At 66.6% G+C, this 12,444-nt stretch carries 12 protein-coding genes; 10 read left to right on the top strand and 2 right to left on the bottom strand.

The annotated features are described in order from the left end of the window. Positions 1–86: 86 nt before the first annotated feature. The 5 genes from G0Q01_RS23620 (at position 87) to G0Q01_RS23640 (ending at position 5,786) form a co-directional block, all read left to right on the top strand. Positions 87–989 carry a shikimate dehydrogenase gene (locus G0Q01_RS23620; RefSeq protein WP_164189124.1) on the top strand — a complete coding sequence of 301 codons (903 nt, stop codon included), beginning with the start codon at positions 87–89 and terminating at the stop codon, positions 987–989. A gap of 11 nt (positions 990–1,000) precedes the next feature. Next, positions 1,001–2,011 carry a DctP family TRAP transporter solute-binding subunit gene (locus G0Q01_RS23625; protein ID WP_108969142.1) on the top strand — a complete coding sequence of 337 codons (1,011 nt, stop codon included), beginning with the start codon at positions 1,001–1,003 and terminating at the stop codon, positions 2,009–2,011. A gap of 63 nt (positions 2,012–2,074) precedes the next feature. After that, positions 2,075–2,605 carry a TRAP transporter small permease gene (locus G0Q01_RS23630; RefSeq protein ID WP_164189126.1) on the top strand — a complete coding sequence of 177 codons (531 nt, stop codon included), beginning with the start codon at positions 2,075–2,077 and terminating at the stop codon, positions 2,603–2,605. Between the two features lie 3 nt (positions 2,606–2,608). After that, positions 2,609–3,883 carry a TRAP transporter large permease gene (locus tag G0Q01_RS23635; protein WP_108969139.1) on the top strand — a complete coding sequence of 425 codons (1,275 nt, stop codon included), beginning with the start codon at positions 2,609–2,611 and terminating at the stop codon, positions 3,881–3,883. A 13-nt stretch (positions 3,884–3,896) separates the two neighbouring features. Continuing rightward, positions 3,897–5,786, top strand: a complete 1,890-nt coding sequence (locus G0Q01_RS23640; protein WP_164189128.1) for a bifunctional sugar phosphate isomerase/epimerase/4-hydroxyphenylpyruvate dioxygenase family protein — start codon at positions 3,897–3,899, stop codon at positions 5,784–5,786. Positions 5,787–5,856: 70 nt separating this feature from the next. Here the strand turns inward: G0Q01_RS23640 and G0Q01_RS23645 are convergent, their stop codons facing one another. Further along, entirely contained in the window at positions 5,857–6,759 is a 903-nt protein-coding gene (locus tag G0Q01_RS23645; protein WP_164189130.1) for a nucleoside hydrolase, read from the bottom strand. Positions 6,760–7,645: 886 nt separating this feature from the next. Between G0Q01_RS23645 and G0Q01_RS23650 the strand changes: the two genes are divergently transcribed. The 4 genes from G0Q01_RS23650 to G0Q01_RS23665 all read left to right on the top strand — a co-directional run bounded on the left by G0Q01_RS23650 (position 7,646) and on the right by G0Q01_RS23665 (position 10,721). Beyond that, complete coding sequence (locus G0Q01_RS23650) at positions 7,646–8,371, top strand: molybdopterin-binding protein (RefSeq protein ID WP_164189132.1); 726 nt, start codon at positions 7,646–7,648, stop codon at positions 8,369–8,371. Between the two features lie 122 nt (positions 8,372–8,493). Continuing rightward, on the top strand, positions 8,494–9,219 hold the full coding sequence (locus G0Q01_RS23655; RefSeq protein WP_164189134.1) for a GNAT family N-acetyltransferase: 726 nt from the start codon (positions 8,494–8,496) through the stop codon (positions 9,217–9,219). A gap of 4 nt (positions 9,220–9,223) precedes the next feature. Beyond that, positions 9,224–9,793 (top strand): peroxidase-related enzyme, encoded by a 570-nt coding sequence (locus G0Q01_RS23660; RefSeq protein ID WP_164189136.1) that lies wholly within the window; start codon positions 9,224–9,226, stop codon positions 9,791–9,793. Next, a complete protein-coding gene (locus G0Q01_RS23665; protein WP_164189138.1) occupies positions 9,765–10,721 on the top strand; it encodes an OmpA family protein in 957 nt (318 codons plus the stop codon). The genes G0Q01_RS23660 and G0Q01_RS23665 overlap by 29 nt, the downstream gene beginning before the upstream one ends. 30 nt (positions 10,722–10,751) lie before the next feature. Here the strand turns inward: G0Q01_RS23665 and G0Q01_RS23670 are convergent, their stop codons facing one another. Further along, positions 10,752–11,657, bottom strand: a complete 906-nt coding sequence (locus tag G0Q01_RS23670) for a LysR family transcriptional regulator (protein WP_164213920.1) — start codon at positions 11,655–11,657, stop codon at positions 10,752–10,754. A 128-nt stretch (positions 11,658–11,785) separates the two neighbouring features. Between G0Q01_RS23670 and G0Q01_RS23675 the strand changes: the two genes are divergently transcribed. Beyond that, positions 11,786–12,418 carry a TetR/AcrR family transcriptional regulator gene (locus G0Q01_RS23675; RefSeq protein WP_164189142.1) on the top strand — a complete coding sequence of 211 codons (633 nt, stop codon included), beginning with the start codon at positions 11,786–11,788 and terminating at the stop codon, positions 12,416–12,418. Positions 12,419–12,444 lie beyond the last annotated feature (26 nt).

The following is a 12,444-nucleotide window of genomic DNA, read 5'->3' on the forward strand; positions in this document are numbered from 1 at the left end:
TTGATGCCAATTAACCCGGGAGTTCAAAGCATCCGGGCCTGGTTGCCGCGAGGCCGCCAACACGACGCAAGGGGGAGAAGACCGCTTTGGACACCGCGCAAACACGGGAAGACTGCCTGCTGGCCGGGCTGATCGGTCAGGGTATCGCGCTGTCGCGCACGCCTCTCATGCAAATGCAGGAGGCACGCGCGCAGGGTCTCTTTGCCACCTACAAGAAGCTCGACATGGACGCGCCCGAGCGGCGCGACATGACGCTGGCGCAGATGGTGCAATCGGCCGAGGCCGCGGGCTTCGATGGCCTCAACATCACCTACCCCTACAAGATCGACGTGATCCCCCTGCTCGACGAGTTGAGCGAGAACGCGCGCGCCGTCGGCGCGGTGAATACCGTTGTCTTCCAGGATGGCAGGCGGATCGGTCACAACACCGACATGTGGGGCTTTGCCGAGAGCTTCCGCCGCGGTCTCGACGGCGCCGATACGGATCACGCGGTGTTGCTGGGGGCCGGTGGCGCAGGCGTCGCCGTCGCACACGCGCTGGCCGATTGCGGCGTGAAGAACCTGTCGATCTTCGACACCGATCCTGCCCGTGCCGAGGGGCTGGCAAGGCTCGTCGCCTCGAACCGTCCGGACACCAAAACGCAGGCAGTCAGCGATCTTGCCGCGCTCTTTGCGCAGGACAAGCCGAACGGTGTGGTCAACGCGACCCCTATGGGCATGGCCAAGCTGCCGGGCATGGCGATCGACGAAGACCTGATAGACGCCGACCTCTGGGTCGCCGACATCGTCTATTTCCCGCTGGAAACCCAGCTCATCGCCACCGCGCGCGCCAAGGGGTGCCGGGTGCTGCCGGGCTCGGGCATGGCGGTCTTCCAGGCGGTGCGCGCCTTTGAACTCTTCACCGGGCGGCCCGCCGATCCGGTTCGCATGAAGGCGACCTTCGACGCCTTCGATCAGCCTGCGCAGGACGCGGGCACACAGAAACGCTAAGGGAGGAACTCATGCGTTCGATCACCAAGACACTGCTCGCCGCCACCGCACTCTGCGGTGGCCTCGTCGCCACTGCCGCCGGGGCGCAGACCCTGCGGGTCGCCCACGTCGACCCCGACGACTGGACCGGCTCGAAGAAAGGCGCCGCGGCGCAGATCTTCAAGAACATCGTCGAGAGTGAATCCGACATGACTGTCGAGATCTTCCCGGCCGGCGCGCTTGGCAACGAGGACGAGCTGGTGGCGCAGGTGCAGGACAACCTGACCCAGGTCGCGCTGATCTCGGGCGCGATGTCCAAGGTCTGCCCGGCAGCCTCCGTGCTCGACATCCCCTACACCTTCTCGTCGGCGACCGTCGCCTGGGACGTGCTCGACGGACCCTTCGGCGACGAGCTGGCGCAGCACTGCCTCGAAGAGACCGGCCTGCGCACCCTCGCCTACGGCGAGACCGGCTTCCGCAACTTCACCAACAACACCCGCGAGATCAAATCGCCTGCGGACATGGAAGGCCTGAAGTTCCGCGTCCAGCCGATCCCGCTCTACGTGGAAATGGTCAAGGGCCTCGGCGGCGAGCCGACCCCCATCGCCTGGACCGAGCTGCCGAACGCGCTCTCTACCGGCGTGGTCGATGGCCAGGAGAACCCGGTCGGGGTGATCTACAACAACGGTCTGCACAAGCTGCAGAAGTACATGACGCTCGACGGCCACGTCTACGCGGCGGACTTCATCGTGATCTCGGACGAGTTTTATGACATGCTCGAGCCGGCGCAGCAGGAAGTTGTTCGCAAGGCAGCACGCGTTGCCGGCACCATGGGCCGCGCGATCCAGCAGTGGAACACCGCCGAAGGCGTCGGCAAGGCACAGGCCGAGGGCATGCAGGTCTATGCACCGACCTCGGACGAGATCGCAGCCTTCGCCGAAAAGGCACAGCCCGCGGTGATCGAATACCTGCGCGGCGAGCTTGGTGACGACGCCGAGTGGATCGATCGCCTGCAGTCGGCTGTCGCAGACGCGACCCAGTAACACCGCATGACATCCGGCCGGGCCCGCCCTGCGCGGCCCGGTCTTTCCCATGGAGGAGCCAAGATGGATCGTCTCATCCGCGGCGCGAGGTGGGTCTTCGCCTTCGGCGCAGGTCTCAGCATGGCGCTGGTCTTCATCATCATCTTCGTCAACTCGTTGCGGCGCTACGCCGTGGGGCGTTCCGTCCCCTGGGGCGAGGAGCTGCCGATCTACCTGACGATCTACGGGGTGATGTTCGGCCTGGCGCTGGCCTATCTTGGCGACAACCACATCCGCTTCACCGTGGTCTCGGACATGCTGCCCAAACGCCTACGTCACTGGTTCTTCGTGGCCGCTGACGCCGTCGGCGTCGCCACCGGCATCGCGCTCGCCTACGCCGGGCACGTCTTTGCCCTGCGCCGCGGCGATGTCGCCTCCTCCGGTCTCAAGAGCACCGCCGACGCGCTGGCGCAGGGCACCGGCATCGAGGCGCTCACGTGGCTCGGCAAGGTGGGCCCCTATCAATACGCCATCGCCTTCGGCGGCGCGCTCCTCGCCATCGCGGCGGCACTGAAGCTCATGCAGCGGCTCTCCGGCCGCGACGCAGAGGTCTGATCCATGGTCTACGTCATCCTCATCGGCGGCCTGCTGGCCGGAGCCCCCATCGCGGTGGCCATCCTCGCGGCGCTGCTCTTCTTCATGGGCATGGGCGAAGCGCCTTACACGCTGCGCATCGTGCCGACCGAGATCTTCAAAGGTCTCAACTCCTTCCCGCTGCTGGCAATCCCGCTCTTCGTGCTGGCGGGCGAGCTGATGAACGAAAGCGGCATCACCGGCCGGATCATCGCCTTTGCCAACGTGCTGGTGGGCCGCATGCGCGCCGGCCTCGCGCTGGTCAATATCTGGGCCTCGGTGATCTTCGCGGGCCTGTCGGGTTCGGCCGTGGCCGACACTTCGGCGATCGGCCGCGTGTTCATCCCGGAGATGGAAAAGCACGGCTATGACCGCGCCTTCGCCGCGGCGCTGACTGCCGCCTCTTCGGTCATTGGCCCGATCATCCCGCCGTCGATCCCGGTCATCATCTACGCGCTGATCGTTTCGGGCGTATCGGTACCGGCGCTCTTCCTCGCAGGCGTGATCCCCGGCATCCTGCTGGCGGTGTTCCTCTCGGCCTACGTCATGATGACCGTCAAGGTCGACGCCGGCCACGAGGCCGGCGATCTCGGCGGCCCCTCGAACGCTCAGGCGCTGCTGCAGGGCATTCTGCCGCTGCTGATGCCGGTGCTGGTGGTGGGCTCGATCCTGCTGGGCATCGTCACCCCGACCGAGGCTGCGAGCTTCGCCGTCGGCTACGCGCTCATCCTCGGGCTCTTCGTCTACCGCAACATCCGTCTCTCGGCGCTACCGCGGATCTTCTCGGGTGCCATGCGCGACAGCGCGGTGATCCTGATCATCATCGCGGCGGTTTCGGCGGCGAACTGGCTGCTGACCTACAACCGCGTTCCAAACATGCTGACCGACTGGGTCCTGGGGAACGTCGACAGCAAGACCACCTTCCTGCTGGCGGTGATCGTGCTCTTCCTCTTCGTGGGCCTGTTCCTCGAGGGCATCGCGGCGATGCTGGTGCTGGTGCCGATCCTGCACCCGATCGCCGTGTCGATGGGCGTCGATCCCACACATTTCGGCATTCTGGTCATCTTCAACCTGATGATCGGCCTGATCACCCCGCCGCTGGGCCTGTGTCTCTTCGTCGCCGAAGGGGTGGCGAACGTCGGCATGGCCAAGCTCATCCGGGCGATCATGCCGTTCTTCCTTGTTGAAGTGCTCGTGCTCATCATCCTGACCTTCGTGCCCCAGACCGTGATATGGCTGCCGCGCGTGCTCGGCTACTGAGGAGGCCCCCGCCATGAAAACCGCGATCGCCACCGTCTCGATCTCGGGCACCCTGCCCGAGAAGCTCGAGGCCATCGCCGCCGCAGGCTTCGATGGTGTCGAGATATTCGAGCAGGATTTCATCGCCCATGATGGTGGCGCGCGGGACGTGGGGCGGATGATCCGCGACCACGGGCTCGAGATCCCGCTGTTCCAGCCCTTCCGAGATTTCGAATGCCTGCCCGAGCCGCTGCGCTCCAAGGCCTTTGACCGCGCCAAGCGCAAGTTCGACGTGATGCAGGAGCTTGGCACTGACCTGATCCTGATATGCTCGTCGGTGCACCCGCGCTCGCTGGGCGGCATCAAGCGGGCCGCGGGCGACCTCGCCGAACTGGGCGAGATCGCCCGCGAGCGCGGCATCCGTCTTGGCTACGAGGCGCTGGCCTGGGGCCGTCACATCAACGACCACCGCGACGCCTGGGAGATCGTGCGCCAGGCCGATCACCCCAATGTCGGGATCATCCTCGACAGCTTCCACACACTCGGCCGCAAGCTGGATCCGGAGTCGATCCGCGCGATCCCTGGCGAGAAGATCTTCTTCGTGCAGCTCGCCGACGCGCCCGCGATCGACATGGACCTGCTCTACTGGTCGCGCCACTTCCGCAATATGCCCGGCGAGGGTGATCTCGAGGTGCAGCGCTTCATGCAGGCTGTCATGGCGGCGGGCTACACCGGGCCGATCAGCCTCGAGATCTTCAACGACCAGTTCCGCGGCAGCAATGCCCGCGCCACGGCGCAGGACGGCTACCGCTCGCTGATCGCGCTGATGGACGACGTGCGCCGCGCCGAACCCGAGACGCGCATCGACCTGCCCGCCATCCCGCCGCGCGTCCGCGCAGAGGATGTCAGCTTTGTCGAATTCGCCGCCCGCGACGGCGAGGTCGAGACGCTGACCGCCATGCTGCGCACCCTCGGCTTCCGCAACGCCGCCAAGCACCGCAACAAGGCGATCACGCTCTGGCAGCAGGGCGACGTGCGCATCGTGGTGAACTCCGAGACCGAGGGGCACGCCGCGCACGTCTGGAATACCCGCGGCCTGTCGGTGTGCGACATCGGCCTGCAGGTCTCCTCTGCGCAAGACACCGTGACCCGCGCCAATGCGCTTGGCTCGCCGACCTTCTCGCAGCCCACCGGGCCGGGCGAACTGGCAATCCCGGCGATCCGCGGGCTCGGCGGCTCGGTTCTGCATTTCATCGACCGCACCAGCGGGCTCGACGAAGTCTGGGACGTAGAGTTCGACGCATTGCCGACCGAGCCGCACGCCGGTGCCGGGATCACCCATGTCGACCACCTCGCGCAGACCATGTCCTATGAGGACATGCTGAGCTGGACGCTGTTCTACAGCACGCTCTTTGACATGAAGAAATCGCCCATGGTCGACGTGATCGATCCCGACGGGCTGGTGCGCAGCCAGGTGGTTGAAAGCGCCGCGGGCCGCTTGAAGATCACCCTCAACGGCGCCGAGACGCATCGCACGCTGGCGGGCCGCTTTCTCGCCTCGACCTTCGGCGCCTCGGTCCAACACATCGCGCTGTCGACCGAGGATATCTTCGACACCGTGGCGCGGATGGGGGAGCTCGGCTTCGAGCCACTGCCGATCCCGGGCAACTACTACGATGACCTGGCCGCGCGTTTCGACATGCCCGAGGGGCTGCTCGAGAAGCTGCGGGCCGGAAACATCCTCTACGACCGCGAGGGCGAGGCGGAGTTCTTCCAGGTCTACAGCCGTGCCTTCGCCGGCGGCATGTTCTTCGAGATCATCCAGCGCGGCCCGGGCTACAAGGGCTTCGGAGGGCCGAACGCGCCCTTCCGCATTGCCGCGCAAAAGCGCCTCGGGCCGCCCAAGGGCATTCCCCAGTCCTGAGCCGGCCAGTGGCGCTCAAATGAAAACCGCCGGACCAGCGATGGTCCGGCGGTTCTGCTTTGCGGAAGGTTCAGCCCCCAAAACTCGCTATGAAGCGCCGCTTGATGTCGGCGCCGTCGCAATTCAGCGCAACGCCAATCTCGGGACGCCCGCTCGCACGGCGGGTGCGGCCAATCTCCGGCCCTTCCAGCACCACGTCCACCGCCGTGTGCTCCAATCCCACCAGCCCGGGCATGACGCAGGCCATCACGGCGAGCGGATCGTGTAGACCGCAGCCCTCTGCGCCGACAGTGCGGTAGAACTCGAGGTAGAAATGGCTCATTTCACGCAGGAAGGCGCCATGCTCGGGGTCGCGCCGCTCGAGTTCCTCGAAGTCCTCTGCGGTGAGCAGCACCTCCATCGTCACGTCGAGCCCGATCATGCGAATCTCTGCCCCGCTTTGTAGCACGATGTCGAGCGCATGCGGGTCATGGTAGGTGTTGGCCTCGGCGTAGGGCGTGATATTGCCGCGCGCGTCGAGCGCGCCGCCCATGAACACGATTTCGCGCAGGTTCCGAGCGAACTCGGGATCGAGCGCGATGGCGTCGGCGACATTGGTGATCGGGCCGATCGGACAGAGCACCAGCTCGCCCTTGTGCGCGCGCGCCATGCGCACGAGGAACTCGGCGGCGCTCTCGTCGATCTTGGTGCCCTTGGGGGCCATCTCGGGCAGGTGGCCGAACCCCTCGGGGCCGTGCACATGATGGCTTGGGGTGAAGGGCGGCAGCTGCATCGGCTTGGCCGCGCCCTCGGCCACGGGGATGTCGAGCCCTGCGCGCTCGACCAGGTAGAGCGCGTTGCGGGTCGCCTGTTGCACGGTGACATTGCCGAACACGGTGGTCAGCCCCAGCAGCTCGATCTGTGGGTGCGCGGCGGCGTAGAGGATGGCCAGCGCGTCGTCGACTCCGGGGTCGGTATCGATGATGAGTTTCATGTCTGCCTCGGTCTCGAACGGCCGAGACTGTGCCTCGGCGGGATATCGGAAAGGCTTACCCTTCCGCGCCGGACAAGGAAACCGCCGAGATGCGGAGAATCGCAGAGGTCCCAGTGCGCGGTGCCAAGAAGCGGATCAAAGCTTGGGGGAGCGGGAAGTGCGGCGATCCCAGGGAGGAGGAGGGGGATCGCCGCCAATTTCCGGAACTCAGGGAGGAGGAGAGAGTTCCAGGAAACCCGTTGACGCATCGCTGCGTCGTGAAATGAAACTAGCCATTCTCACGGCTGCGAACAATGTACAGGATTGCAGACCCGCTCTGAACTGAGCGCATGGCACGCATCTCGGGCGGATCGCGGAGGTGCGATCCCTGGCAAAGCGCTTGGTGGCCGCTGGCGCGCCGTGCCCCCGACTCTGCTCGCCGTGACGGTCTCCTCGCCGCTCCGGGACCGGGCGCAATTGCCCATGAAATGAGCAATTGTTCTCTCGGCCTTGCGAGCGGGGTGCCGGATCCGCGATTTTGCGAGGAAGCGGCTTGCGTCGCCTGGCTGCATATCCTGTAAGAAAAGTATCCGGCCGCCCCAACACCTCCCAAGGGGCGACCGGATCGCTGAAGATGGCCACTCCTCCCAAAGCGCCATCTTCCTGGTCGGCCTGCCGGACATCGTATCCGGTTGGCCGACCCAAATTCCGTTGCCCACAACACATGAAGATTCTGTAACTGTCCAGCGGATTTTTGCGCAGGCATCTTGAACCTTGCGTCCCGCTTTCCCATGCGCGCCTTCGGGGGACTGCCCACAGCTGGAAAAGCAAACGGTTCCGGGGGGTTTGAAAGCGCCGGGCCGAGGCCTATACCAAGGGCGACAGACGCCACTAGGAGTGCAGGACCATGGCCAATCCCACCGCCGCAATGCTGGTCATCGGAGACGAAATCCTCTCGGGCCGGACCCGCGATTCCAACATGCACTACCTTGCGCAGGCTCTCACCAAGCAGGGCATCAATCTTTGCGAGGCGCGCATGGTCTCGGACGACAAGCAGGCCATCGTCGGCGCGGTGCAGGCGCTCAGCGCCAGCTTCGACCACGTCTTCACCTCGGGTGGCATCGGCCCGACTCACGACGACATCACCGCCGATGCGGTCGCCGCGGCCTTTGGCGCCGCGATCGGAGTGCGGCAGGATGCCTACGAGCTGCTCGCGGCGCACTATCGGCGCCAGGGCTCCGAGTTCAACGAGGCCCGCCAACGCATGGCGCGTATTCCCGAAGGCGCGACGCTGATCGACAACCCGGTCTCCATCGCGCCCGGTTTCACGCTTGGCAATGTGCATGTGATGGCCGGGGTGCCCGCGGTCTTCGAGGCGATGGTGGCGAGCGTGCTGCCGACGCTGACCGGCGGCGCGCCGCTGCTGTCACAATCGCTGCGCATCCAGCGTGGCGAGGGCGAGATCGCCGGCCCGCTCTCGGCGCTGGCCGCCGAGTTCTCTGACCTCTCGATCGGCTCCTACCCGTTCCAGAAGGACGGCGTCTACGGTGCCAACATCGTCATCCGCGGCGCCGAGGGCGCCCGGGTTGATGCGGCAATGACACGTCTCGCCGCGCTCTTTCCCCAGAGCTGAGCCCCCGCCCCGCCGCGGCGATTGCCCTCGGGCACCGCTGCCGCCATAGATAGGGACAAAGACCGTAACCCGTTCCGGCCCGCGCGCGCCCTGCCCGCGCCGCGGCCCGGCAGAGTGCAAGAATGACGCCAGACCTTCCCCGCCTTTACGCCACGCTCGACACCACCTGGCCCGCCGCTTCGACGGTGGCCGCCGGCCCCTGGCTGCTGCGCGAGGGCGGCGGCGGCGGCAAGCGAGTCTCTTGCATCACCGCCGAGGACGGCTGGAGCCCGGACGACCTGCAGGCCGCCGAACAGGCGCAGCGGATGATGCGGCAGGAGCCTCTCTTCATGATCCGCGCCGGCGAGACGGCGCTCGACGTGGCGCTCGAGTCGCGCGGCTACGGTATCATCGACCCGGTCAACCTCTGGGTCTGCAAGATCGGCCTGCTGACCGAGAAACCGCCGCACCGGATGAGTGCCTTTGCGCTCTGGGAGCCGCTCGCGGTGATGCGCGAGATCTGGGCCGCGGGCGGTATCGGCCCGGCCCGCGTCGGCGTGATGGAGCGCGCCAGGGGCCCGAAGACCGCGCTCTTCGGTCGGGTCTCGGACAAGCCGGCGGGCGCGGGCTACTGCGCGATCCACGACGGCATCGCCATGGTCCACGCGCTCGAGGTGCTCGAGGCCCACCGCGGCAAGGGCGTCGGCACGGCCATGATGAGGCGCGCGGCGGTCTGGGCCGAGAGCAAGGGCGCACGCTACATGTCGCTGGCCTGCCTCACGGATAACGCCGCGGCCAACGGGCTCTATGCTTCCCTCGGGATGGAGCTTGTGGGACAGTACCACTACCGCATCAAGCCTGGAACCTGAACGCATGACCAAGGACCTGCCCACCGCCCTCGACCTGCCGATGGTTGACCCGCTCCCGGAGCGGACGCAGAAATACTTCGATGTCTGCGAGGAGAAGCTGGGCATGGTGCCGAACGTGCTCAGGGCGCATGCCTTCGACATCGCCAAGCTCGATGCCTTTACCGGGATCTACAACGAGCTGATGCTGGCGGATTCGGGGCTGAGCAAGCTCGAGCGCGAGATGATTGCCGTGGTGGTCTCCTCGATCAACCGCTGCTTCTACTGTTTGACCGCCCATGGCGCCGCGGTGCGCGCGCTCTCGGGCGATCCGAAGCTCGGCGAACTGCTGGTGATGAACTGGCGCGCGGCTGATCTGAACCACCGTCACCGGGCGATGCTGCACTTCGCCGAGAAGATGACCAAGAGCAGCGCCGAGATCGCCGAATACGACCGCGAAGCGCTGCGCGACGCGGGCTTTTCCGAGCGCGACATCTGGGACATCGTCAACGTGGCGGCGTTCTTCAACATGACCAACCGGGTGGCCAGCGCCACAGACATGCGGCCGAATGACGACTACCACGCGCAGGCGCGCTGAGCGCCTTCTTCCTGGGCTGGTGCTGGCCGTCCTTGCCGCCCTTCCGGCGCAAGCCTTCGAACTCTCCCTGCCCGGCTCGGCCAAGCTCGCCGAGGAACGGATCACCGATCCCGGCAGCTACGCCGTCCCCTTGGCCCCTTGGACCGAGATGGAGGGGCTGCTCACCGAAACCGTCGAGGGCCGCATCCAGCGGCAGGCCTGGCGGATCGAGACCACCGGGCTCACCGTGCTGCAGATCATGGCACCGCTCCGCGCGCAGCTCGAGGACGCCGGATGGGAGATCCTGCTCGATTGCGCCGCGCGCGCCTGCGGCGGCTTCGACTTCCGCTTCGCCACCGAGGTGATGCGCGGCCCGGCGATGTACGTCGATCTCAGCAGCTACCGCGCCCTCTCGGCACGCAGCCCCGAGGGCGAATTTCTGACCCTTCTGGTCAGCCGCAGCCCCGCCGTGGGCTTCGTGCAGGTGATCCGGGCCAGCGCCGCCGCGCCCGGGGCCGTTCCCGCGCCGGAGGAGACCGCAGAGGCAGAGCCGGTGATCGCCAGCAGCACGCCGGACCTCATCCAGACGCTCGAGGCGCGGGGCCATGCAGTGCTGGGGGATCTCACCTTTGCCAGCGGCGCAGACGAGCTGGAGCCGGGCGACATCGCCTCGCTCGACGCGCTGGCGGACTATCTTGCCGCCGATCCCGCGCGGCGGGTGCTCTTCGTGGGACACACCGATGCCACCGGCTCGGTCGCCGCCAATGTCGAGATCTCGCGTCGCCGCGCGCGGGCCGCGCGCAGCTACCTGCAGGCCAAGGGTGTGCCCGAGAGCCAGATGGAGGCGGATGGCGCGGGCTATCTCGCGCCGGTTGCGAGCAACCTCAGCGACGCGGGCCGCGAGCAGAACCGCCGCGTCGAGGTCGTGCTGCTGCCCGCCGTGGAGTGAGCGCCGCACGCGTTGCGGCGCAGCCCTCGATCAGGGGGCCAGATCGCCGGCGCGTCCGGCCAGCGGCGCGCCCTGCTCGCGCAGCGCGCTGTCGAGATAGGACTGGAATTGCATCGCCAGTTCGCGCGCCGGACCACCGCTCTCGGTGCGCGACAGGATCACCCGGCGCGCGGAATCGTAGTCGGGCAGAACCCGCGTCAGACGCCCGACGCTGAGGTCCCGCGCCACAACGAAATCGGGCAGGCAGGCGATCCCGAGTCCCGCAAGGCAGGCCTCGAGCACGGAGCGCGTGTCGGCCATCTCGATCCGCCGCTCGGCGGTGACCGGGGTGACCGCACCGCGGCGATCGGTCAGCGTCCAGATCACGCCCTCCTGCTCGGACGGCAGGTGCAGCAGCCGGTGGTTTGCCAGATCGCTGGCGCTCTCCGGGCGGCCATGGCTGGCAAGGTAGAGCGAGGAGGCGACGACCACATGGGTGCTGACCGCGAGCGGCCGGCCGTCCATCGCCTCGCCGGTCTCGGCGCTCAGCGTCAGATCGCAGCCCTCGGAGCCCCCCGTCTCGAAAACCACCGAGCTGTCGGGGTGCGACGAGAGGAACCGGCCAAGCCGCGGCAGGATCATGTGCTCGACCAGCTCGGCGGGCGCCGCGACGCGCAGCGCGGCGACCTGCGGTTCGGCCAGCGCGCGGGCACAGGTGTCAGCCCAGTCGGCCTCGGCAAGCAGTTGGCGGGTCCAGCGGTAGTAGTGGTTGCCCTCGGTAGTCGGACGCACCTGACGCGTGGTGCGTTCGAAGAGCTTGAGCCCAAGCCGACGCTCGAGCGCCGCGACGTTCTTGGAAACCGCCGCCTTGGACATGCCAAGCGCTTCCGCCGCTGCTGTGAAGCCGCCGTGGTCCATCACATGTGTGAAGGCGCGCAGCTCAGCAAACTTGTCCATTCAAGTCTCTCCAGATACCTAGGGTACTCGTCACCCGCCCGCGGCTTATGTCTCGCGGGCGACAGATTTTCAACATTGTTAGTAACAATGTCATAGACTTTCCTGTTTCGTGCCGTAATCTCAAGCAGATGGACAGCCCAGCGAGCCGCCGACGAAGCCGTGACGAGAAGAGCGCCGCAACCCGTGCGCGCCTGACCGCAGCTGCCCGCACTCTCTTCGATGAGCACGGCTACCACAACGTTTCGGTCACGCAAATCGCCCGGATGGCCGGCGTCACCCATGCGATGATCAACGTCTACTTCCATTCCAAGGCCGGCCTGCTCTACGCCCTCATCCGGGAAAACAATGCTTCCCAGATAGATAGGCTGTGCGGCTCGGTGCCCTTGCACGCCAGCTTCGAGGAAAAGCTGCGCCACATCGTGACCGTTTACGTGGAGGGAGACCTCGAGGATCCGCGGCTTCTCGCTGTGATGCAGGCCTACTTTTGGCAATGGCCTGCCGACACCGAGATCGAAAACCGCCTGCAATTGAGGCAGGCGCTCGCTCCGATCCTCCAGGCGCTGCGGGACTCGCCACAATTCACCCATAGAAGCGGGGAGGAACTCGAGGATGCGCTCGACTCCTTCTATGCGATCTACACCCATGGGCTGCGTGCGGCGATCTACGACGGTGCCAGCCCTGGCCAATGCGTCGAGACGATTCTGCGCCGCGGCAAAATCCTGTTTGACGGGCTCGCCCTGCCGGCGGGCGCGGGGAGCTGAGACCCCTGTCCCCGCGGACAAAAGAA

It is taken from the genome of Salipiger sp. PrR007 (assembly GCF_010499845.1).
Lineage (GTDB): Bacteria > Pseudomonadota > Alphaproteobacteria > Rhodobacterales > Rhodobacteraceae > Salipiger > Salipiger pacificus_A.

Excerpts from the sequence above, each read along its gene's own strand:
- G0Q01_RS23625 (WP_108969142.1), top strand. The coding sequence starts at position 1,001 with ATGCGTTCGATCACCAAGACACTGCTCGCCGCCACCGCACTCTGCGGT.
- G0Q01_RS23630 (WP_164189126.1), top strand. The coding sequence starts at position 2,075 with ATGGATCGTCTCATCCGCGGCGCGAGGTGGGTCTTCGCCTTCGGCGCA.
- G0Q01_RS23635 (WP_108969139.1), top strand. The coding sequence starts at position 2,609 with ATGGTCTACGTCATCCTCATCGGCGGCCTGCTGGCCGGAGCCCCCATC.
- G0Q01_RS23640 (WP_164189128.1), top strand. The coding sequence starts at position 3,897 with ATGAAAACCGCGATCGCCACCGTCTCGATCTCGGGCACCCTGCCCGAG.
- G0Q01_RS23645 (WP_164189130.1), bottom strand. The coding sequence starts at position 6,759 with ATGAAACTCATCATCGATACCGACCCCGGAGTCGACGACGCGCTGGCC.
- G0Q01_RS23650 (WP_164189132.1), top strand. The coding sequence starts at position 7,646 with ATGGCCAATCCCACCGCCGCAATGCTGGTCATCGGAGACGAAATCCTC.
- G0Q01_RS23655 (WP_164189134.1), top strand. The coding sequence starts at position 8,494 with ATGACGCCAGACCTTCCCCGCCTTTACGCCACGCTCGACACCACCTGG.
- G0Q01_RS23660 (WP_164189136.1), top strand. The coding sequence starts at position 9,224 with ATGACCAAGGACCTGCCCACCGCCCTCGACCTGCCGATGGTTGACCCG.
- G0Q01_RS23665 (WP_164189138.1), top strand. The coding sequence starts at position 9,765 with ATGACGACTACCACGCGCAGGCGCGCTGAGCGCCTTCTTCCTGGGCTG.
- G0Q01_RS23670 (WP_164213920.1), bottom strand. The coding sequence starts at position 11,657 with ATGGACAAGTTTGCTGAGCTGCGCGCCTTCACACATGTGATGGACCAC.
- G0Q01_RS23675 (WP_164189142.1), top strand. The coding sequence starts at position 11,786 with ATGGACAGCCCAGCGAGCCGCCGACGAAGCCGTGACGAGAAGAGCGCC.